The sequence below is a fragment of the Kitasatospora sp. NPDC096128 genome, from assembly GCF_040303105.1.
In the GTDB taxonomy this organism is placed as follows: Bacteria; Actinomycetota; Actinomycetes; order Streptomycetales; family Streptomycetaceae; genus Kitasatospora.
The window spans coordinates 11,739-32,903 of record NZ_JBEOSP010000018.1 but is presented as its reverse complement, the minus strand read 5'-3'; the positions used below and the strand labels follow the sequence as shown (position 1 = coordinate 32,903).

19 protein-coding genes and 4 tRNA genes are annotated in these 21,165 nt (G+C 72.4%); 13 read left to right on the top strand and 10 right to left on the bottom strand.

All coding sequences use genetic code 11. The annotated features are described in order from the left end of the window. The first annotated feature begins 104 nt into the window (after positions 1-104). The 6 genes from ABTY61_RS20990 (at position 105) to ABTY61_RS20965 (ending at position 3,457) form a co-directional block, all read left to right on the top strand. Positions 105-803 carry a DUF3566 domain-containing protein gene (locus ABTY61_RS20990; protein ID WP_350506527.1) on the top strand — a complete coding sequence of 233 codons (699 nt, stop codon included), beginning with the start codon at positions 105-107 and terminating at the stop codon, positions 801-803. A gap of 259 nt (positions 804-1,062) precedes the next feature. Then, complete coding sequence (locus ABTY61_RS20985) at positions 1,063-2,436, top strand: class I SAM-dependent methyltransferase (protein WP_350506526.1); 1,374 nt, start codon at positions 1,063-1,065, stop codon at positions 2,434-2,436. 16 nt (positions 2,437-2,452) lie between these two features. After that, positions 2,453-2,529: transfer RNA gene (locus tag ABTY61_RS20980), tRNA-Ile, on the top strand. Between the two features lie 99 nt (positions 2,530-2,628). Then, a tRNA-Ile gene (locus ABTY61_RS20975) sits at positions 2,629-2,702 on the top strand. Between the two features lie 384 nt (positions 2,703-3,086). After that, a complete protein-coding gene (locus tag ABTY61_RS20970; RefSeq protein ID WP_014137031.1) occupies positions 3,087-3,215 on the top strand; it encodes a DLW-39 family protein in 129 nt (42 codons plus the stop codon). A gap of 169 nt (positions 3,216-3,384) precedes the next feature. Continuing rightward, positions 3,385-3,457 (top strand) — tRNA-Ala (locus ABTY61_RS20965). A gap of 61 nt (positions 3,458-3,518) precedes the next feature. Here ABTY61_RS20965 and ABTY61_RS20960 read toward each other — a convergent pair. Further along, positions 3,519-4,226: a DUF5324 family protein gene (locus ABTY61_RS20960; RefSeq protein ID WP_350506525.1), complete on the bottom strand. Its 708-nt coding sequence runs from the start codon at positions 4,224-4,226 to the stop codon at positions 3,519-3,521. Between the two features lie 179 nt (positions 4,227-4,405). On the opposite strand from ABTY61_RS20960, the gene ABTY61_RS20955 reads away from it, so the two are divergent. Then, positions 4,406-5,299 (top strand): rhomboid family intramembrane serine protease, encoded by an 894-nt coding sequence (locus ABTY61_RS20955; protein WP_350506524.1) that lies wholly within the window; start codon positions 4,406-4,408, stop codon positions 5,297-5,299. 354 nt (positions 5,300-5,653) lie between these two features. Here ABTY61_RS20955 and crgA read toward each other — a convergent pair whose 3' ends face one another. After that, positions 5,654-5,902: a cell division protein CrgA gene (gene crgA, locus ABTY61_RS20950; protein ID WP_350506523.1), complete on the bottom strand. Its 249-nt coding sequence runs from the start codon at positions 5,900-5,902 to the stop codon at positions 5,654-5,656. Between the two features lie 167 nt (positions 5,903-6,069). Between crgA and ABTY61_RS20945 the strand changes: the two genes are divergently transcribed. The 5 genes from ABTY61_RS20945 to ABTY61_RS20925 all read left to right on the top strand — a co-directional run bounded on the left by ABTY61_RS20945 (position 6,070) and on the right by ABTY61_RS20925 (position 9,889). Beyond that, the gene (locus ABTY61_RS20945; RefSeq protein ID WP_350506522.1) at positions 6,070-6,834 is read left to right on the top strand and encodes a DUF881 domain-containing protein; all 765 of its coding nucleotides are present in this window, start codon (positions 6,070-6,072) and stop codon (positions 6,832-6,834) included. Between the two features lie 92 nt (positions 6,835-6,926). Next, positions 6,927-7,106 carry a hypothetical protein gene (locus ABTY61_RS20940; RefSeq protein ID WP_030278236.1) on the top strand — a complete coding sequence of 60 codons (180 nt, stop codon included), beginning with the start codon at positions 6,927-6,929 and terminating at the stop codon, positions 7,104-7,106. 56 nt (positions 7,107-7,162) lie between these two features. Beyond that, complete coding sequence (locus ABTY61_RS20935) at positions 7,163-7,825, top strand: aminodeoxychorismate/anthranilate synthase component II (RefSeq protein WP_350506521.1); 663 nt, start codon at positions 7,163-7,165, stop codon at positions 7,823-7,825. 5 nt (positions 7,826-7,830) lie between these two features. Next, positions 7,831-9,006, top strand: a complete 1,176-nt coding sequence (locus tag ABTY61_RS20930; RefSeq protein WP_350506520.1) for a class E sortase — start codon at positions 7,831-7,833, stop codon at positions 9,004-9,006. A gap of 37 nt (positions 9,007-9,043) precedes the next feature. Continuing rightward, positions 9,044-9,889, top strand: a complete 846-nt coding sequence (locus ABTY61_RS20925; RefSeq protein ID WP_350506519.1) for a class E sortase — start codon at positions 9,044-9,046, stop codon at positions 9,887-9,889. A gap of 136 nt (positions 9,890-10,025) precedes the next feature. On the opposite strand, the gene pknB is transcribed toward ABTY61_RS20925, so the two are convergent. From pknB to ABTY61_RS20895, 6 genes are all read right to left on the bottom strand, one after another. Further along, complete coding sequence (gene pknB, locus ABTY61_RS20920; RefSeq protein ID WP_350506518.1) at positions 10,026-12,146, bottom strand: Stk1 family PASTA domain-containing Ser/Thr kinase; 2,121 nt, start codon at positions 12,144-12,146, stop codon at positions 10,026-10,028. 254 nt (positions 12,147-12,400) lie between these two features. Beyond that, on the bottom strand, positions 12,401-13,858 hold the full coding sequence (locus tag ABTY61_RS20915) for a peptidoglycan D,D-transpeptidase FtsI family protein (RefSeq protein WP_350506517.1): 1,458 nt from the start codon (positions 13,856-13,858) through the stop codon (positions 12,401-12,403). After that, on the bottom strand, positions 13,855-15,231 hold the full coding sequence (locus ABTY61_RS20910) for an FtsW/RodA/SpoVE family cell cycle protein (protein ID WP_350506637.1): 1,377 nt from the start codon (positions 15,229-15,231) through the stop codon (positions 13,855-13,857). Before ABTY61_RS20910 ends, ABTY61_RS20915 begins: the two co-directional genes overlap by 4 nt. A gap of 163 nt (positions 15,232-15,394) precedes the next feature. Further along, positions 15,395-17,044: a PP2C family protein-serine/threonine phosphatase gene (locus ABTY61_RS20905; RefSeq protein ID WP_350506516.1), complete on the bottom strand. Its 1,650-nt coding sequence runs from the start codon at positions 17,042-17,044 to the stop codon at positions 15,395-15,397. Positions 17,045-17,097: 53 nt separating this feature from the next. After that, complete coding sequence (locus ABTY61_RS20900) at positions 17,098-17,646, bottom strand: FHA domain-containing protein FhaB/FipA (protein ID WP_350506515.1); 549 nt, start codon at positions 17,644-17,646, stop codon at positions 17,098-17,100. A 46-nt stretch (positions 17,647-17,692) separates the two neighbouring features. After that, on the bottom strand, positions 17,693-18,553 hold the full coding sequence (locus ABTY61_RS20895; RefSeq protein WP_350506514.1) for an FHA domain-containing protein: 861 nt from the start codon (positions 18,551-18,553) through the stop codon (positions 17,693-17,695). 433 nt (positions 18,554-18,986) lie between these two features. Here ABTY61_RS20895 and ABTY61_RS20890 point away from each other — a divergent pair. Further along, positions 18,987-19,070 (top strand) — tRNA-Leu (locus tag ABTY61_RS20890). Between the two features lie 90 nt (positions 19,071-19,160). Here ABTY61_RS20890 and ABTY61_RS20885 read toward each other — a convergent pair. Both ABTY61_RS20885 and ABTY61_RS20880 read right to left on the bottom strand, forming a co-directional pair. Further along, the gene (locus ABTY61_RS20885; protein ID WP_350506513.1) at positions 19,161-20,309 is read right to left on the bottom strand and encodes a sensor histidine kinase; all 1,149 of its coding nucleotides are present in this window, start codon (positions 20,307-20,309) and stop codon (positions 19,161-19,163) included. Next, a complete protein-coding gene (locus tag ABTY61_RS20880) occupies positions 20,306-20,959 on the bottom strand; it encodes a response regulator (protein WP_502895389.1) in 654 nt (217 codons plus the stop codon). The genes ABTY61_RS20885 and ABTY61_RS20880 overlap by 4 nt, the downstream gene beginning before the upstream one ends. Positions 20,960-21,165 lie beyond the last annotated feature (206 nt).

Genomic DNA, 21,165 nt, shown 5'->3' with positions numbered 1-21,165 from the left:
GGCGGCACCGGACGCCGACCAGTACCGGGCAATCCCGCCGGGGGCTGGATGACGAGTGACGGATCAGGGCGGCGCCGCCCTGGTGGGAAGTGCGGGAGGACCAGGTGAGTGGAGCCACGGGTGCTGCGGGAGGACCCTCCGGCGGCCGTCCGGGCGCGCAGGGCGGGGGGTCGTACGGCGTGCCGGGGCAGCCGCCGACCGAGCACTCGGCCGCGTCCACCTCGCTGATGCCGCCGGTCGGCGGAGCGGGCCAGGCCGGCGGACAGAGCGGCTTCTCGCAGCCGACCACGTACACCAAGGGGCAGCCGACCCCGGCCCGGGGCACCCGGACCGGCGGCAACACCCCGGCCGGCGGCACCCCGGTGCCCGGCGCGCCGCGCCGGCCCGCCGCCGGGCCCGCGACCGTCGGGGGCGGCCTCGGCCGGACCCGCAAGGCCCGGCTGCGGGTGACCAAGGTCGACCCGTGGTCGGTGATGAAGGTCAGCTTCCTGCTGTCGCTGGCCGTCGGCATCATCATCATCGTGGCCTCGGCCGTGCTGTGGATGACGCTGGACTCGCTGGGTGTCTTCGACTCGCTGACCAAGACCCTCAAGGACGTCACCGGCGGCGGTGCGGACAACGCCAGCAGCCAGCTGAACCTGATGGACTACATCGGCTTCGGCAAGGTCATGATGTTCACCACGCTGATCGCCGTGGTCGACGTCGTGCTGCTGACCGCGCTGTCCACGCTCTCGGCCTTCATCTACAACGCGGCGGCCGGCTTCACCGGCGGCGTCGAGCTGACCCTGGCCGAAGAGGACTGATCCCGGCCGGATCCTGACCCCTGGTCAATTCACCGTCCGCGGACGGAATGTACGGGCCCCGCAGGCTGTTGCAGCCTGCGGGGCCCGTCGGCATTTCGGGTGACAGCCGGCACCCCGCGGCGTGCCGCCCGGAAACGGGCCGGCCGCGGTGGGCTTAGCTGGACGCCGCCCGTTCCCATCCCTGGGAGTGCCACAGGCCGCCCCGGTCGGTCGACCGGGTCAGGTGAGGTTCCGCAGGACGGCTGGACGGAGGCGCGCGATGGCGAAGCTCGCAGGTCAACTGGTGGAGGCCCTGGACGGGCTGGTGGGCATCCCGGTCCCGCTGCGGGTCCAGGCCTGGGACGGCAGCGTCGCCGGGCCGCCCGGAGCGCCCACCGTGGTCCTGCGCAACCGCCGGGCGCTGCGCCGGCTGCTCTGGCAGCCGGGCGAGCTGGGCCTGGCCCGGGCCTACGTCGCGGGGGACTTGGACCTCGCCCCGGGCACCGACCTCTACGAGACGCTCTCCGCGGTCGCCCGCTTCGCCGAGCTCCCGGAGATCCGCACCCTGTCCCTCGGGCCGCGCGAGATCCTCGCCGCCCGGGGCCGCCGGGCGGTCGCCGCCCTCCTCCGGGCCGGGGCGGTCGGCCCGGAGCCCACCCCGCCCCCGGAGGAGGTCCGCCGGGCCCAGGGGCGGCTGCACAGCCGCGGCCGGGACCGGGCGGCCATCAGCCACCACTACGACGTCGGGAACGACTTCTACGGCCTCGTGCTGGGCCCCTCCATGGTCTACTCGTGCGCCTACTGGACGCCCGCGGCGAAGAGCCTGGAGGCCGCCCAGGAGGCCAAGCTCGACCTGATCTGCCGCAAGCTCGACCTGCGGCCCGGGATGCGGCTGCTGGACGTCGGCTGCGGCTGGGGCTCGCTGCTGCTGCACGCGGCGGAGCACTACGGGGTCACCGCGGTCGGCGTGTCGATCTCGAGGGAGCAGGTCGCGCTGGCCCGCGCGCGGGTCGAGGAGGCCGGCCTGGCCGACCGGGTGGAGGTCAGGCTCCAGGACTACCGGGAGATCACCGACGGCCCCTTCGACGCGGTCTCCAGCGTCGGCATGGCCGAACACGTCGGCGCCGAGCAGTACCGGGTCTACGCCGACGGCCTGTTCCGGCTGCTGGCGCCCGGCGGCCGACTGCTCAACCACCAGATCGCCCGGCGCCCCGATCACCCCGGCGAACCGCACCGCACCAGCCCCTTCATCGACCGCTACGTCTTCCCCGACGGCGAGCTCTCCCCGGTCGGTTCCACCGTGGCCCGGTTGGAGGAGGCGGGCTTCGAGGTCCGGGACGTCGAGGCGCTGCGCGAGCACTACGGGCTGACCCTGCGCGAGTGGGTGGCCAACCTGGAGGCGCACTGGACGGAGGCGGTCCGGCTGGTCGGCCTCGGCCGCGCCCGGGTCTGGCGGCTGTACATGGCCGCCTCCGCGCTGGCCTTCGAGCAGAACCGGATCGGGGTGAACCAGATCCTCGCCGTCCGCAGCACCGAGCAGGGCGGGTCGGGCCTGCCGCCGACCCGCGAGGAGTGGCTGGTGCGCCCGGCCGCCGAGGTCACCGCCGCGACCCCGGTCGGAACGGATTTGGGAGATCGGCGGTCGGTCCGCTAATCTTTCAGTGCGGCGAGGGCCTATAGCTCAGACGGTTAGAGCGCTTCCCTGATAAGGAAGAGGCCACAGGTTCAAGTCCTGTTAGGCCCACCACCGCGAAGGGCCCGGAGTGATCGACTCCGGGCCCTTCGGCGTTCCGGAGGGGATGGAGTCGCAGGTCGGGCGGCATCCGGTACTATCTCTGTGCAGCGAGGGCCTATAGCTCAGACGGTTAGAGCGCTTCCCTGATAAGGAAGAGGCCACAGGTTCAAGTCCTGTTAGGCCCACCGCCCCGAAGGGCCCGGAGTGATCGACTCCGGGCCCTTCGGCGTTCCCGGGGGAACCGCGCGGTTCCGGCGGCTCCCCGGGCCCGGGCGCGGGCCGTGGGGACGGCCGTCGGACCGGCTCTGACGGGGGCTTCCCGGGCGGGCCGGGTGCGGACGATCCGTACGACAGGAGGTGCGGCGTCAATCCTCGGACCGGACCGCCGGGTTGACGGCGCCGGTGGCTGGTCACGATTGGGACACCGGTGTGTATCATCGGCCGCAAGGGCAGTCTGGCACCCGGCCGCCCGTTCGCTCTCGAAACACATCTGGACTCGTCGGCCCGGTCGGTCCGGCCGGAGCAACGGCTCCTGAGTCCACCAAACGCTAGAAGGACGAGGTCCCGCGGTGAAGAAGCTCCTCCTGGTCGCCCTGGTCGCCCTCGGCGGCTTCTTTGTCTACCGTCAGGTCCAGGCGGACCGCGCCGAGCAGGACCTGTGGACCGAGGCCACCGACCCGGTTCCGGCCGGTCGCTGAGCCCCGGACGATCTGACGATCGACGGTCTTCGGAGGCGCTGACCAGCGCCTCCCGAACCGGTCGGCCCGCTCACTCGATCGGACCGGCCGGTTCCCCCAGGGGGACGGCTCCCGGAACGGCGCCGGAACCCGGTACGCTAGTGCCCGTTGGCACGCGCCGTGCCGTCGAGGGGCATTAGCTCAGTTGGTAGAGCGCTGCCTTTGCAAGGCAGATGTCAGGAGTTCGAGTCTCCTATGCTCCACAGCGCCTGAACGGCGGTCGACCTGTTCTCCGGGTCGGCCGCCGTTCGGCGTTTCCGGACCCTAGGGCGTGTCGTCCTCGGTGGGCTCCGCGGACCCGGCCGCGTCCTCGGCGGTGACGCCGTTCACCGGGGCGGTGGCGGCACTCGCGCCGGCCGGGCGGTCCGGCTGCGGCGCCGGGGGCTCGACCAGCCACTCCGGGTTGCTGTGCCGCCGCCACCACTGCCAGGCCACCAGGCCGCCGCCGATCGCCAGCACCCCGGCCAGCGCCAGGCCTGCCGCCCGGCCGCCGCCGCACCGCTGCCGACGCCTGGCGTTCCGGGCGGCCAGTTCGTTGATCTCGGCCGAGCTGACGTGGCCGTGGAGGGCGGTCAGCGCGGCGGCGCCGCGGGACTGGGCCTCGTGCGCGACCGGGTAGACCGCGGCCCGGGCCTCCTCGACGGCCTGGGCGACCCTGGGGCCGACCGTGGTGCGGGCCTGGTCGGCGGCGCGGGTGGCGGAGAGGCGGGCCGCCAGGGCGGCCTCCTGGGCCCGGTGGAAGGCCCTCAGGGCGTTCTGCTGGGCCTCGGGCGGGAGGCTGGCGAAGGCCTGGCCGAACTGTGGGGCGAGGTGCCGGTCGTACTGGACGCGGAGGTTGTGGGCGGCCTGGGTGGCCTTGGGCCCGAGGGCGTCCAGGGCGGGCCCGAGGCGCTGTTTGGCGCCGTCCGCGAACTGTGCGGCGGAGTCCCGGGTCCTGGTGGCGGTGTCACGGGCCGAGTCCGAAAAGCTCACGAGTCTCTCCTCCTGGGTGGCGTCCTTTATGCACATATCCACCTGAATGCTGATCATGCATCCGGATTTGTCCACCGGCACGCCGGGTGGGCCGTACGCGGGGCGCGCGGGGGCCGTGCGGGGTGGCAGCCGCAGTAGGCTGGCGGCTTCGGTGGTCGGGCAGGGAAGGGGAAGCGCTGATGCTCCCGGACGAGCCGCGAGGGTCCACGGACCGGTTCCCCGAGGCCGGGCCGCCCGGCTGCTACCGCCACCCGCAGACGCCCACCGGGATCTCCTGCACCCGCTGCGAGCGGCCGATCTGCCCGCAGTGCATGGTGCCCGCCTCGGTGGGCTTCCAGTGCCCCGAGTGCGTCAGCGCCGGGCACACCGGGACGCGGCGGGCGACCACCCGCTTCGGCGGCGCGCCGACCCTGGACGGCGCGCTGGTGACCAGGGCGCTGGTCGGGATCAACCTGGTGGTCTGGGTGCTGGCCGCGTACGTCCTCAATCCGCGGCTGGGCGAGGTCTGGTCGCTGGCCAGCGCCGGCCGGGCGCACCTCGGGGGGCCGTACGGCGTGGCCGACGGCCCGGGCCAGTGGTACCGGCTGCTGACCGCCACCTTCCTGCACCTGAAGTGGTGGCACGTCGGGCTGAACATGCTGGTGCTGCTGCGGCTCGGCCCGCCGCTGGAGGAGGCCCTCGGCCGGTTGCGCTTCCTGGCCCTCTACCTGGTCGCCGGGCTGGGCGGCAGCACCTTCGCCTTCCTGGTGGCCGGCGACTGGATGAACTCGGTGGGCGCCTCCGGGGCGGTGTTCGGCCTGATCGGCGCCACGATCGTGATGCAGCTGCGGGACCGGGGCCCGCTCGCCCCGGCGCTGGCCTTCCTGGTCTTCAGCCTGGTGGTCACCTTCTCCCGTCCGGGCATCGACTGGCGGGCGCACATCGGCGGCCTGGTGCTCGGCGGCCTGACGGCTTTCGGCCTGATGTACGCCCCGCGCGGGCGCCGCAGCACGGTCCAGTGGCTGACGCTGGCCGGGGCGGTGGCCCTGGAGGCGGCGATGCTGTGGATCGGGATGGCCCTGTACGGCGTGTGACGCCCGCCGGGCGTTTGTCCACAGCGGGTGCGGAGTTGTGCACAGGCAGTGCGCCGACCCGGCTGTGGACTGTTGTTCTACGCGTGTCCTCCTGTACGGTTCCCGCGGTCCCGGAGGGTTGTGCACAGCTGTGGACAGTGTCGCCACACGGAGTTATCCACAGGTTGTGGGGACTTTTCCCCAGTGTGGATAACCATGTGGATAAGCCTGACGGTCTGATGGTGGGACCGTCTGATGATCGGCTTGCCCGCAATCGCACTCCGACCGGTCGCGGGCACGCCGAACCGCCGCTCCGGGACCTGGGTCCGAAGCGGCGGGAACGGCTCGACATCGAGCCTCAGGACGCGCGGAGCGTCACTTCCACTGGGTGGAGACGCCGAATCCGGCCGCGATGAACCCGAAGCCGACCAGGATGTTCCAGTTCCGCCAGCCCTCCACCGGGTAGCTGCCGCTGGTCACGTAATAGGTGACGATCCACACCAAGCCGATCAGGAACAGTGCCAGCATCAGCGGTGCGACCCAACTACGGCCCGAACTGATCTTCACCGCGGTCGTCGCCGGCGGGGTGTAGTCGGACTTCTTGCGGAGTCGAGACTTCGGCACGAGGAGCTCTCCTGTCGATGCGCTGTGAGACCGCGCAGGGGTGCAGCGGGCGAGACGCCGACGGACGGTCGAGGAGAGCGCTCTGGGACCACTCCCACGGCTGCCACCGGCGTCCGTTAGCGTAGTGGCTCGGCGGGTCTCAAGGAGATAAGGGTACGGTGACTAATTTGTCGATTCCCCCCGGGAAGGCCGTCACCCCCCGTTCCGGCACCCGAATTGTCGGCCGTGCCCTGACCTGCACCGTGTTCGCGCTCGCCGGTCTGCTCTTCTACATCAGCGCGCAGACCGCCCGCGGCACCGATCTGCGGACCGACAACTCGCTGCTGAGCCTCGGCGACGTGATCCGCCAGCGCAGCTCGCAGAACCAGCAGGCGCAGTCCCAGCTGGCCGACCTCCAGGCCCGGGCCCAGGAGCTCACCGAGCAGCAGGGCCACAACCCCGCCGACGCGGCGCAGCTGGACGGCCTGCGGCTGGGCGCCGCGCTGGAGCCGCTCCAGGGCGGCGGGCTGACCGTCACCCTCAACGACGCCCCGCCGAACGCCACCGCGCGCATCCCCGGGGTCCCCGAGCCCGGCGTCAACGACCTGGTCATCCACCAGCAGGACATCCAGGCCGTGGTCAACGCGCTGTGGCGGGGCGGCGCGGCCGGCGTGCAGGTGATGGACCAGCGGCTGATCTCCACCAGCGCCGTCCGCTGCGTCGGCAACACCCTGCTGCTCCAGGGCCGGGTCTACTCCCCGCCGTACGTGGTCAAGGCGGTGGGCAGGACCGACTCCCTGCGGTCGGCCGTCGACGGGGACCCGACGATCCGGAACTACCTGCAGTACGTCCAGGCGTACGGCCTGGGCTGGAAGGTCCAGGAGAGCGGGGACCTCACGCTGCCCGGGTACTCCGGCACCACCGAGCTCCGGTCGGCGGGCGGCCAGCAGTAGATCGACGGCGGTGGCGGCAGTGCCGGACCGGCCTCACGGCCGTGGATCCCGGGTCTACTCTTGATCCCAGTCCGCTACCTCGAGGGAGCACCATGTACGGCTGGATCTGGCGCCACCTGCCGGGGAACACCCTGGTCCGGGCCGTCATCTCGCTGCTCCTGATCCTGGGGATCGTCTACCTCCTCTTCACCTACGTCTTCCCGTGGGCGGAACCGTTGCTCCCCTTCGGTGACGTCACAGTGGACGGCGGCGACGGCGCCTCGGCCGGCTGACCCGGCGGGTCCGGAACTTCCCCCCAGCACCGCATCCCACGGAGACCACGCGCGCAATGACCACCCAGTCGACCCCGCCCCGCATCCTGGTCGTGGACAACTACGACAGCTTCGTCTTCAACCTGGTCCAGTACCTGTACCAGCTCGGTGCCACCTGCGAGGTGGTGCGCAACGACGAGGTGACCGTCGAGCACGCCGTCCGCCGGGCGGGGGAGGAGGGCTTCGACGGGGTGCTGCTCTCCCCCGGGCCCGGCGCGCCCGAGGAGGCCGGGGTCTGCATCGCGATGGTGCACCACTGCGCGGCGATCGGGCTGCCGGTGTTCGGCGTCTGCCTGGGGCTCCAGTCGATCGCGGTGGCGTACGGCGCGGTGGTCGGCCGGGCGCCCGAGCTGCTGCACGGCAAGACCTCGCCGGTCGAGCACGAGGACGGCGGGGTGTTCGAGGGGCTGCCCTCGCCGCTGATCGCGACCCGCTACCACTCGCTGGCCGTCGACCCGGCCACCGTGCCGGACGGCCTGGTGGTCACCGCCCGGACCGACAGCGGCGTGATCATGGGCCTGCGGCACCGTGAACTGCCGGTCGAGGGCGTGCAGTTCCACCCCGAGTCGGTGCTGACCGAGGGCGGGCACCGGATGCTCGCCAACTGGCTGGCGGAGTGCGGCTTCCCGCAGGCCGTGGACCGGTCGGCCGGGCTCGCCCCGGTGATCGGCCGGGGCTGAGCGGCGTGACCGCGGTGCGTCCGGAGGGGCGTTACCAGCCGGAGTCCGGCCCGTACGGGGGGCCGCCGCAGTACGCGGGCGGCCGGCCGTACGAGGGCGCGGAGTTCGGCACCCCGCAGTACGGCGATCCCCGGTACGGAGACCCCCGGCAGGGCGGTCCGCAGCACGGGGCCCCGCAGTACCGCGAGGGCGCGCAGGGCGTGCCGTACCCGCAGGAGCACGCCGCCCCGGGCGGGCCCGAGGACGGCTGGGGCGTCTACGAGCAGGCCGAGCGGCCCGTCGAGGGCGGTCCCGAGTACCCGTGGCTGCCCGACCAGACCCTCCAACTGCGGCTGCCCGCCGAGGACGGGGCGCCGGCCGCCGAGCCCGCCGCGCCCACCGGTGGCCGGGCCGAGCGCCGCCGTGCCGCCCAGGGGCGGACCGCCGTCCACACGGGCGGCGGGCGGCGCCGGGCCAAGGGGCGGGGGGCCGGGGGGAGCCGCCCCAAGGAGTCCGTGGTCGTGGTGGCCGCCCGGTTGGTCGGCGAGCTGTGCATCACCCTCGGCGTGGTGATGCTGCTGTTCGTCGCCTACCAGCTCTGGTGGACCAACGTGCAGGCCGACGCGGCCGCGAGCAGCGCCCGGGACCAGCTGGAGCAGCAGTTCGACGCCCAGCCGGCCGGCCCCGGCCAGCCCGCCGCCGACCCGAACAAGCCCGAGGTGTTCGCGCCCGGCAAGGGCTTCGCCATCATCTACCTGCCCAAGCTGGGGCTGAAGTTCCCGATCGCCGAGGGCACCGACAAGGCGGCGGTGCTCGACAAGGGCCTGGTCGGCCACTACCCCGGCACCGGGATGCCGGGCGACCAGGCGGGCAACTTCGCGCTGGCGGCGCACCGCAACACCCACGGCGAGCCGTTCCGGTACATCAACGAGCTCGGCAAGGGCGACAAGGTCGTGGTGGAGACCGCCGCGGGGTACTACACCTACGAGATCACCGGGGGCATCCCGCAGACCTCCCCCAGCAACGTGAGCGTGATCAAGCCGGTGCCGAACGGGGCAGGCTACGCCGGTCCGGGCCGGTACATCACGCTGACCACCTGCACTCCGGAGTTCACCTCCAAGTTCCGCCTCATCCTCTTTGGCAAGATGATCGAGGAGCGGCCGCGCAGCCAGGGCAAGCCAGCGGCGATCACGGGCGGGTAGCCGCCCGGAGGCCCGGTTTCGGAGGGGAGCAGCGCAGATGCAGGACGACGGGACCGCGCAGTCGGCCGACTCGGCCCATGAGGCCCATGAGGCCCATGGGGCCCATGAACCCCATGAGGCCTGGGAGGCCGAGGAGGCCTTCCCCCCGCCCGGAGGCGGGGCCCGGAAGGGCCGGAGCCGGGCGCTGGCCGCGCTCGGGGTATTCGGCGAACTGCTGATCACCGTGGGCCTGGTGCTCGGCCTGTTCGTGGCCTACTCGCTCTGGTGGACCAACGTGCAGGCGGACCGGTCCGCGGCGGACGCCTCGGACAAGCTGCGCGGCTCCTGGGCGGCCGGTCCGACCGGCGGCCCCCCGGGCGGGACGGGTGCCGCCCCCGGGCCCGCCGCGGTGCCCGCGATCGGGGACGGCGTGGGCTTCCTGCACGTCCCGGCGATGGGCCGGGACTTCCAGGTGTTGATCCGGATGGGCACCTCCACCGCCGTCCTGGACGAGGGCGTGGCGGGCGTGTACGAGCAGCCCTACAAGGCCGCGATGCCCTGGGACGAGGCGGGCAACTTCGCGCTGGCCGCCCACCGGGACGGCCACGGCGCCAAGTTCCACGACCTGGACGCCGTCCACCGGGGCGACGCGGTCGTGGTGGAGACCAAGGACGAGTGGTACGTCTACAAGGTCGACAGCACCCTGCCGGAGACCTCCAAGTACGACACCGGCATCGTCGCGCCCGTCCCGACCGGTTCCGGGTACACCGGTCCCGGCCGGTACATCACCCTGACCACCTGCACGCCGGTGTACACCTCGCGGTACCGGATGGCCGTCTGGGGGAGCCTGGTGCGGGTGGACGCCATGGACGCCAAGCGCACTCCGCCGCCGGAGCTGCGCTGATCCGACGTCCGGTCGGGTGACGGTCCGTCGCCCGAGGCGGCGTCAACGGAACGGCCGGGGGCCCGTCGCGATCACGACGGGCCCCCGGCCGTTCAGAGCTCCCGCTCCCCGGTCTCAGAACCAGGGGAAGAAGGGCTTAGGGGTTCCCTTTGCCGGGGGGTGTGGTGAGGGGGTCCCCCCCTTTGGCCGGATCGGCCGGCCGGGTGAACAGCTGCACCTGGGTGTTCGGGTCCAGCTGGGTGCCGGCTGCGGGGATGCTCTGCAGGACCACCGCGTTCGGGTCCTGCGGACCGCTGACCACGGTGTACTGCAGGCCGGCCTTGTTCAGCGCGGCGATGGCGTCCGACAGCTTCTGGTTCTGCATCGGCGGGACCTGGGCCTTGTCCGGCGCCTTGAAGATGGTCAGGGAGATCTTCGTGCCGGCCGGTGCCTTGGTGCCCGGCGCGACCGTCTGCGAGGCGACGGTGTTGACCTTGGTCGGGTCGTTGGTCTGGCTGGTCTTGGAGGCGTCGACCTGGAAGCCGAGGCCCTGCAGCTGGTTCTGCGCGTCGTCCTTCTGCGCGCCGACCACGTTCGGAACGGTCTGCTTGGTCTTGCCCTGCGAGACGGTCAGCTTGACCGGGGCGCTCGGGTCGGCGCTGGCGCCGGCCGCCGGGTCCTGGGCGACGACGGTGTCCTGCGGGGCGGTGTCGTCGTCCTTGTAGTCGGGCGGGGAGACGTTGGTGAAGCCGGCCGCCGTCAGGGCCTGCAGCGCCTGGTCCTTGGTCTTGCCGGTCAGGGTCGGCATCTGGGTCTTGGCCGGACCGGAGGAGACCTGCACCGTGATGTGGGCGTCCTCGGAGACCGAGGTGCCCGCCACCGGGTTCTGGGTGCAGACCTGGTCCTTCTTGACGTTGGCGTCCGGGCAGGCGATCTTGTCGCCCTCGGTGACCACGAGCTTGGCACCGGCCGCGGCCGCGGCGGTCTTGGCGTCCGCCAGGCTCTTGCCGACGAGGCTGGGCGCGGTGACCTTCGGGGCGTCCTTGGTGCCCTTGTCGGCGAACATCGCCTGGGCCACGAAGAAGGTGCCGACCAGGACCAGCACGGCGGCCACCGCCAGCACGATCCAGGAGGTGTTGCTCTTCTTCTGCCGGTCGTCGCCGCGCCGGCCGCCGCCCTGGCCGTAGCCGTCGTCGTAGCCGTCGTGGCCGCCGCCCTGGGCGCCGGCGTAGGTCTGGCCGTAGCCGTCGTCCTGGTAGCCGCCCTGGCCGTAGCCCTGGCCGCCGGCCTGCGGCAGCATGGTGGTCGGGCCGCCGGGCTGCTGCGGCAGCACGTTGGTCTGGCCGTACGGGTCGTGCTGCTGCGGGTAGCCGTTCTGGTCGTAGCCGTACCCAGCGGCGCCCATGCCGTAGGCGGCCTGCTGGGCGGCGGCGACCGGGAGGCCGTCGAGGAAGCGCTCGATGTCGTCGCGCATCTCGTCGGCGGTCTGGTAGCGGTAGTCGCGGTCCTTGGCGAGCGCCTTCAGCACGATCGCGTCGATCTCGGGGCGCACCTCGGGGTCGAAGACCGACGGCGGCTGCGGCTCCTCCCGGACGTGCTGGTAGGCCACCGCGACCGGGGAGTCGCCCACGAACGGCGGGCGGACGGTCAGCAGCTCGTAGAGCAGGCAGCCGGTGGAGTAGAGGTCGGAGCGGGCGTCGACCTGCTCGCCCTTGGCCTGCTCGGGGGAGAGGTACTGGGCGGTGCCGATCACGGCCGAGGTCTGGGTCATGGTCATCCCGGCGTCGCCCATCGCGCGGGCGATGCCGAAGTCCATGACCTTGACGTTGCCCTGCCGGGTCAGCATCACGTTGGCCGGCTTGATGTCGCGGTGCACGATCCCGGCCCGGTGCGAGTACTCCAGGGCCTGGAGGATGCCGATGGTCATCTCCAGCGCCCGCTCGGGCAGCAGCCGCCGCCCGGAGTGCAGCAGCTCGCGCAGCGTGGAGCCCTCGACGTACTCCATCACGATGTACGGGATGGAGATCCCGTCGATGTAGTCCTCGCCGGTGTCGTACACGGCGACGATCGCGGGGTGGTTCAGGGACGCCGCCGACTGGGCCTCGCGGCGGAAGCGGGCCTGGAACGACGGATCCCGTGCCATGTCGGCCCGGAGCGTCTTCACTGCGACGGAACGGCCGAGCCGGGTGTCATGGCCGAGGTACACCTCGGCCATGCCGCCGCGTCCGAGGACGCCGCCGAGCTCGTACCTGCCGCCGAGGCGACGAGGCTCTTCCATAGTTCCGACCCTCTCCCTCACCCGCCGGTGAGGTTGTGACGTAGGTGTCCCCGCACGCTCTGGGTGACGCCGCGTGGGCCGTGACCGGTTCTCCGGCCGGGCCGTGCGCCACCTCGCGGGCGGCAACGGGCACACCCGCTGCTGGCGGATACGCTACCGGTCGCACCGCGCCGGACCGGAGTCAGCCGTCGGCCGATATCAGACCGGTATCCGGAGGGGGGTGTCGATCGTGACATTCACCTCACCCCTCGCTCCTACTTGCCGAGCGCGGCCTGCATCACCGCCTTGGCGATCGGGGCGGCGAGGCGGCCGCCGCTGATGCCGTCGCGGTTCTGGGAGCCGTCCTCGACCACCACCGCGACCGCGACCGACTGGCCGTCCGCGGTCTTGGCCCAGGAGGTGAACCAGGCGAACGGCAGGCCGGCGTTGTCCTCGCCGTGCTGGGCGGTGCCGGTCTTGCCGCCGACCTGGAGGCCGGGGATCTTGGCGTTGGTGCCGGTGCCGTTCTCGACCACCGAGACCATCAGGTCCTGCATCTTCTGCGCGGTGGCCGGGCTCATCGCCTGGGAGAACTGCTTCTCGGTGTGCTTGGAGATGGTGGTCAGCGAGGCCGAGCGCTCCTGGTCGACCAGGTACGGCTGCATCAGGCTGCCGTTGTTGGCGATCGCCGCGGAGACCATGGCCATCTGCAGCGGGGTGGCGCGGGTGTCGTGCTGGCCGATCGAGTCCTGGGCGGTGCCGTCCAGGCTGGGGCTGTCCGGGAAGATGCTCTTCTCGGAGCGGACCGGGGTGTCCACCGTGCTGTTGAAGCCGAACTTCTCGGCCTGCGCCCGCATCTTGTCCTTGCCGAGGTCCGCGCCCATCTTGGCGAAGACCGTGTTGCAGGACTGGTCCATCCCGGACTTGATGGTGGCGTTCTCGCAGCGCTCGTTCGGACTCTCGTTCTTCAGCACCGTCTGGGTGTTGGGCAGGGTGTACGGGTCCGGCGTCTGGGTGGCGTCGTTGATGTTCTGGTACAGGCCGTTCTCGAACGCGGCGGTCGCGGTGACCAGCTTGAAGGTCGAGCCGGGCGGGTAGGTCTCGCGCAGCGCCCGGTTGAGCATCGGCTTGTTCGGGTCCGCGTTGAGGTCCTGCCAGGCCTTGGTGTCGCCGCTCTCGCTGCCGGCGATGGCGCCCGGGTCGTAGGACGGGGTGGAGACCAGGGCCAGGATCGCGCCGGTCTTCGGGTCGAGCGCGACCACCGCGCCCTTCTTGTCGCCCAGGCCGTCGAAGGCGGCCTTCTGCACCTTGGCGTTGATCGTCGTGACGACGTCGCCGCCGCGCTTCTGCTCGCCGGTCAGCATGTCCAGGGTGTTGCGGAAGAACAGCCGGTCGTCGGTGCCGGAGAGGATGCCGTCCTCCAGGTTCTCCAGCCCGTTGGAGCCGTACGCCTGCGAGGAGAAGCCGGTGACCGGGGCGTACATCGGGCCGTTCAGCCAGGAGCGCTTGTACTTGTAGCGCAGGCCGTTCACGAAGTCGGAGCTCGTCACCGGCTGCCCGCTGACGATGATGTTGCCGCGCGGGTGGGCGTAGCGGTCGTACAGCTGGCGCTTGTTGTTCTTGTTGGAGGCCAGCGAGTCGGCCTGGACGCCCTGCACCCAGTTGGTGCGCACCATCAGCGCCAGGATCAGCACCAGGCAGAAGATCGAGACCCGTCGGATCGGCTTGTTCATCGGGCGGGTCCTCCCTGGCCCTCGGTGACCGGGGCCGGTTCGGCCCCGGGGCGTCGCGCACTGTCGCTGATCTTCAGCAGGATCGCGACCAGCGCCCAGTTGGCGACCACGGACGAACCGCCCTGCGCGAGGAACGGCATGGTCATACCGGTCAGCGGGATCAGCCCGGTGACCCCGCCGGCCACGACGAAGACCTGCAGCGCCATCGCCGAGGCGAGCCCGACGGCGAACAGCTTGCCGAAGGGGTCGCGGGCGGCGACGGCGGTGCGCAGGCCGCGCTGCACCAGCAGGGCGTACAGCAGGAAGATCGCCATCAGTCCGGTCAGCCCGAGCTCCTCGCCGAAGGAGCCCAGGATGAAGTCGCTCTTGGCGGCGAAGTTGATCAGCCAGGAGCGGCCCTGGCCGAGGCCCGAGCCGGTCACCCCGCCGGAGCCGAGCGCCATCAGCGACTGGCCGATCTGCTCGGTGGCGCCCTTGGGCGGGTTCGCCGAGAAGGCGGCCATCGGATCGAGCCAGGCGTCGATGCGGACCTTGACGTGGCTGGTGGTCATGGCGACCGCGACCGCGCCGCCGACCGACATCAGCAGGCCGAACAGGATCCAGCTGGTCCGCTCGGTGGCGACGTAGAGCATCACCACGAACAGGCCGAAGAACAGGAAGGACGTGCCGAGGTCGTTCTCGAAGACCAGGATCAGCAGGCTGAGCAGCCAGATCACGACGATCGGGCCGAGGTCGCGGCCGCGCGGCAGGTACAGACCCATGAAGCGGCGGCTGGCCAGCGCCAGGGCGTCCCGCTTGACCATCAGGTAGCCGGCGAAGAACACGGTCAGGACGATCTTGGCGAACTCGCCGGGCTGGATGGAGAAGCCGCCCATCCGGATCCAGATCTTCGCGCCGAAGTCCTCCGCCCGGGCCGGGAAGAAGGCCGGCGCGGCCAGCAGCACCAGCGCCACCACCATCGAGATGTAGGTGTAGCGCTGCAGCACCCGGTGGTCCTTCAGGAACACCATCACGCCGATGAACAGGGTGACCCCGAGGGCGGACCACATCAGCTGGTTGCGGGCCGCCGGGAAGTTGCCGCTGAGCAGGTGGCCCGCCTTGTCCAGGCGCCAGATCATCACCACGCCCAGCCCGTTCAGCAGGGTGGCGATCGGCAGCATCAGCGGGTCCGCGTACGGCGCGAAGCGGCGCACCAGCAGGTGGGCGACCAGCGCCAGCGAGCCCATCCCGAGGCCGTAGCCGAGCATCCCGGTCGGGACCCGGGAGTCCATCGCGAGGCCCACGTTGGCGTACGCCAGGATCGGCAGCAGCACCGCGAAGACCAGCAGGGCCAGCTCGGTGTTGCGCCGGTTCGGTGCCCCCTGGAGCGAGATGGTCGTGTTGCCGCGGCGCCGCGGCGCGACGCGCCCGCCCGCCGCCCGGCGTCGGGCGCCGGCGCGGCCGGTGTCGCCGCTCAGGTCGTAGCTGCTCACGTGGTGACCGCTCCCTGCCGGCCGCCGGGCCCGTTCCGGGCGGGCCTATGTCGGATCACGGACGTCACTGCTTCGGGCAGGCTTCGGCCCGGCTGCGCTCGTCGTCGGAGAGTGCGGGCGGCTGCGGCGGCTGGGTCTGCTCGCTCGGGGCGGCCGCCGGGGGGGTGGCGTTCTGCGTCGGGGCGGGCGTGGCCGGGGCGGACGGGGTCGTCGTGGCGGACGGCGCGCCCGCGGCGGGGTTGCGGGGCTTCTCCCGCTCGCCCGGGGTGGTCGGGGTGGCGGCCACGAACGCGGTCTTGGCGGCCGTCGTCCCCTGGGTGCCCTGGGTGCCCTGGGTGCCCTGCGGGGCCGCGGTGTTCGCCGTGGCGGCCTTCTGGCACAGCTTGGCCCAGCCCACGAGGTCGCTCATGGTCTTCTGGGCGTCCGGCAGGCTGCCGACCGAGATGGTCCGGTTCACCTGGGCGCGCTGGTCCTGCGGCAGCCACTTCAGCGGGGCGTCGCTGTGCGACTCGTGCACCGAGGACAGGCTCAGACCGGCCAGGTTCTGGTTGATGCCCTGGAAGATCGCGACGTGGTCGCCGTCCTCGCCGATGTAGTACTGGTCCTGGGTCCACTGGTAGCCGAAGTACCCGGCGCCGCCGAGCAGGCCGAGCGTGACCAGGACGGCCAGCGAGGCGGTCAGGCCCTTGCGCTTGCGCTTGGCGGGCGGCTCCTCGTCGAACTCCTCGGTGCCGTACACCGAGGGCTCGGCCGGGTAGCCGTAGCCGCCCTCGCCCTCGTAGCCCTCGGCGGGGCCGAAGCCGCCCTGGCCCGCGTCGTAGCCCTCGGGCGGGCCGAAGGTGCCCTGCGGGCCGCGGCCCAGGCCGGCGGCGCGGCCGGCCGGGGTGTCCGCGATCGAGCGGTCGGCGGCGGTCGGGGCCGGCGGGGTCTCGGCGACCGCGCCGACGACCACCGGGACGTCGTTGAACTGGCCGCTCATGGTGTCCGTGGCGCCGACGTCGATGACGTCCGCCACGATGCAGGTGATGTTGTCCGGGCCACCGCCGCGCAGCGCGAGCTGGATCAGCTCCTGCACGGTCTGCTCGGGCGAGTAGTAGCTGCCGAGGGTGTCCTGGAGGGTCTGGTGGCTGACCGGGCCGGAGAGGCCGTCGGAGCAGATCAGGTAGCGGTCGCCGGCCCGGACCTCGCGGATCGACAGGTCCGGCTCGACCTGGCCGCGGCCGTCCAGGGCCCGCATCAGCAGCGAGCGCTGCGGGTGGGTCTCGGCCTCCTCGGGCGTGATCCGGCCCTCGTCGACCAGGCGCTGCACCCAGGTGTGGTCCTGGGTGATCTGCACCAGCGAGCCGTCGCGCAGCAGGTAGGCGCGGGAGTCGCCGACGTGCACCAGGCCCATCCGCTGGCCGGTCCACAGCATGGCGGTCAGGGTGCACCCCATGCCCTCCAGCTGGGGGTCCTCCTCGACCATCTGCCGGAGCCGGTCGTTGGCGCCCTGGACGGCGTCGCCCAGCAGGGTCAGCAGGTCGGCGCCCGGCACGTCCTCGTCCAGTCGGACGATCGAACCGAGCACCTCGGAGGACGCGACCTCGCCGGCCGCGGCGCCGCCCATGCCGTCGGCCACGGCCAGCAGCCGCGGCCCGGCGTAGCCGGAGTCCTCGTTCCCCTCCCGGATCAGTCCCTTGTGGGAGCCGGCGGCGAAGCGCAGCACCAGGGTCATGCGACCTGTGCCCCCCTCTGGGTCATGGACGGGATGCTGTCCCTCATGCGCTACTACTTCCGCAGTTCGATGACGGTCCTGCCGATACGGATCGGCGTACCCGGCTGGAGCGGGGTGGGCGCGGTCAGGCGCTGCCGGTCCAGATAGGTGCCGTTGGTGGAGCCTAGATCCTCGACCGTCCACTGCCCAGTCTGATCCGGATAGATCCTGGCATGCCGGGAGGACGCGTAGTCGTCGTCCAGCACGATGGTCGAGTCGTGCGCGCGGCCCAGCGTGATGGTCTGGCCCTGCAGCGCGACGGTCGTCCCGGCCAGCGAGCCCTGGACCACCACGAGCTGGGTCGGGGCGCCGCGGCGGCGGCCGCCGCCGCCCTGGGTCGGGGCCGCCGGGGCGTTGGCGGGGGCGGGCGCCGCGGCCCGTCCGGGTGCCGTGGCGGGCGCCGCGGTGCCGCCGGACGCGGCGCCGGCGCCGCGACGGGAGCTGCGGGGGTTCACCTTGGTACCGAACAGGTCGCTGCGGATCACCTGGATCGCGACGATGACGAACAGCCACAGCACGGCCAGGAAGCCCAGCCGCATGACCGTGAGGGTCAGTTCTGACATGACCGTCCCGCCAGTCGGTGAGCGAGGCGCGCGAACAACTCGGACACTACCCTTCGACCTGCCGGTAGACGATGGTGGTGGAGCCCACGACGATTCGGGAGCCGTCGCGGAGCGTAGCGCGCTGGGTGTGCTGTCCGTCCACCACGATGCCGTTGGTGGAACCCAGGTCGAGGACCATCGAAGGAGTGCCGGGGCGGATCTCGGCGTGCTTGCGGGAGACCCCGGGGTCGTCGATCCGCACGTCCGCCTCGGTCGAGCGGCCGAGCACGCAGGCCGCGCCGGTGATCTGGTGGCGGGCGCCGTTCACCTCGATCCAGCGGCGGACCGAGGCGCCGTGGCCGGCGCCGGGGAAGGCCCGGACGTTGCCGCCGGCCGGCGGGCCCGGGGGCATCGCAGGCGGCGTCGGGGGCGCGGCCGGCGGCGGGGGCGCGCTGTACTGCCCGGCGCCGCCCTGCTGCCACGGTGCGCCGGGGGCCGGCGCGGCCGGCTGGCGGTCGTAGCCGGGCTGCGGCGGGGCGTACTGCTGCGGCTCCTCGGCGGCCAGGGTGCGGCTGCGCACCCGGTACAGGCCGGTGTCCAGGTCGTCGGCCTTCTCCAGGTTCACCTGGAGCGGGCCCATGAAGGAGTACCGCTGAGCCTCGGCGTACTCGCGGACCATGCCGGCCAGCTCGGTGCCGAGCTGCCCCGAGTAGGGGCTGAGCCGCTCGTGGTCGTGCGGGCTGAGCTCGACGATGAAGTCGTTCGGCACGACGGTGCGGTCGCGGTTCCAGATGCTCGCGTTGTTGTCGCACTCGCGCTGCAGAGCGCCGGCGATCTCCACGGGCTGGACCTCGGACTTGAACACCTTGGCGAAGGTGCCGTTGACGAGACCCTCCAGCCGCTGCTCGAACTTCTTCATCATCCCCATGGGGCACCCCCTTCCAGGGTTCGTTCGCCTGCCTGCCGACCGGTGCCCTCCGGGGAGCCGTCCTCCGGGGAGTCGGTCGTGCCTACTTGCGGTACTTCCGTACTGATCGTATCCACGCCGGGCCCTTCCGTACGGTTCCCGGACCGCGTGGTGCCGGGGGGTGGGCTCGGACACACAGGGTGACGCATTCCGGGTGCGGGACGCCAGGTCCGCTCGTCGTAGCCGTGCACCGCCCCTCGTCCGTCCGTTCGTCGCGCGTCCGTTCGGACGTGGTCGGTCTCCCCGGGAAACGGATTCGGAGCAGCCCCCCAGGTCGTGCTACTGTTTTCCACGTCGGAAGGGCCGCCCGGAAGGGACCCGGACCGAGGAAGCGCGAAGGCCACATGGTACCGAGCGGTTCCGAGGAACGGACGGCAAAGAAGACAACACCCATGCGCGGGTGGCGGAATAGGCAGACGCGCTGGATTCAGGTTCCAGTGCCCGAAAGGGCGTGGGGGTTCAACTCCCCCCTCGCGCACAGCGAAGCCCCGCAGATCTTCGGATCTGCGGGGCTTTCTCGTTGTCCCGGCGGCCCCGTCCGACCCCTCGGGGGCCGGACGGGGCCGGGTCAGGACTGGCCGGCGGGGAGCTCGGCGCGGACCTCGAAGCCGCCGTCCTGGGTCGGGCCGGCGGTCAGGGTGCCGCCCAGCAGCTGGGCGCGCTCGCGCAGGCCGACCAGGCCGTGGCCGCCGCCCGGCAGGGTCTCGGCCGGGCGGCCCGGCGGTGCCTCGTTGCGGACCTCGACCCGCAGCCGGCGGCCCTTCGCCCCGACCTTCACGTGCACCACCGCGTCCGGCGCGTACTTGGTGATGTTGGTGAGCGCCTCCTGGACGGTGCGGTAGGCGGCCCGCTCGACCGCCTCCGGCCATGGGCGGTCACCGGGGTTCAGCTCGGTGTCGGCGGTCAGGCCGCTCTCCTCGATCAGCCGGGGCAGGTCGGCCAGCCGGGGCTGCGGGGCGAGCGGGGCGTCCGGGAGCAGCCCGCCGGTGCCGCGCAGTACTCCGACCATCTGGCGCAGCTCGTCCAGGGTCCGGACGGACAGCTCGCGGATGGTGCGGGCGACGGTCGCGGCGGCCGGGTCGGCGGTGCTCACCTGGAGCGCGCCGGCCTGGATGCTGATCAGGCTGACCTGGTGCGAGACCACGTCGTGCATCTCCCGGGCCAGCCGGCCGCGCTCGCTGATCAGCACCCGCTCGGCGAGCAGCCGGCTCTCCCGCTCCTGGCCGCGGGTCAGCTCGTCCAGCCGGGCGGCCAGCTCCCGCCGGGTGCGCGAGAGCAGGCCGGTGGCGGCCGGGCCGGCGGACAGCATCACGGCCTGGATGGCGTCCAGGGCGGTGTTCCGGCTGAGGTCGATCAGCGGGGTCGGCAGCGGCCAGTGGAAGAAGCCGACGAGGGTGAACAGGGCCGCGCAGGGGAACAGCACCTTGGCCCTGGGGCGCTCGGTGGCGACCGTGTAGACGGCGGTGATCGGGGCCAGCCAGATCGCCTCGACCCAGGTGCCGGGCATGGTGAGCAGCAGCACGACGACCGGGAAGCGGCGCCGCCAGAACAGCGCCACGGCGGCCAGCACGGCGAGCGACACCTGCCACCAGGTGGAGTCCCGGGACACCAGCGCGGCGTCCATCAGGGAGTAGAGGACGGGCAGCAGCACCATCAGCCGGGGGGCGGTGCACCAGGCCGGCAGCCGTCGGGACGGCAGCTGGTCGGCGGCCGTCATGCCCCGTCGCCGGGCTTGGGCCGCACCAGGCCGGCCCGGTGGGCGACCACGGCGGCCTGCACCCGGTTGGCGGCGCCGAGCTTGCCGAGGATCGCGCTGATGTGGTCCTTGACCGTGCCGGTGCCGAGGAAGAGCCGGTCGGCGATCTCGGCGTTCGACAGGCCCTCGCCGAGCAGGGCGAGCACGTCCAGCTCCCGGCCGGTCAGGGCGCGGGCCAGCGCGGTGGCCTCGGCGTCCGGGCCGCCGCCGTCCACGTAGCCGCCGATCACGGTGCGGGTGACGGTCGGGGAGAGGATGTTGCCGCCCGCCGCGAGCACCCGGACGGCGTGCACCAGCTGCTCGGGGGCGGTGTCCTTGAGCAGGAAGCCGGTCGCGCCGGCCCGCAGCGCGGTGCCGATGTACTCGTCGGTGTCGAAGGTGGTGAGCATCGCCACGGCCGGCGGGTCGGGCAGGGCGCGCAGGCGGCGCAGCACGGAGATGCCGTCCAGGTCGGGCATCCGGATGTCGAGCAGCACCACGTGCGGGCGCAGGCGCTGGACGTGCTCCTCGGCCTGTCCGCCGGAGCAGTCGCCGACCACCTCCAGGTCGGGGGCGGAACCGACGATCAGGCCGAGGCCGGAGCGGACCAGGATCTCGTCGTCGACGATCAGCACGCGGGTGGTGGTGATGGGTGCCTCCTCGGTTCGGGCGGCCGGGTTCGGTCGGTCCGCGGGGGTCGCATTTGAGAGTAGGGCCAGCCGGGGCGGGGTGCCGAACCCATGGGGGGTAAACACCCCCGTCGTTCGGCGGGGGTGGGAATCCGCTACCCGGTTCACGCAATTTTCAGGAATGGTGCGGAACCATGGAGTTGGCTGCC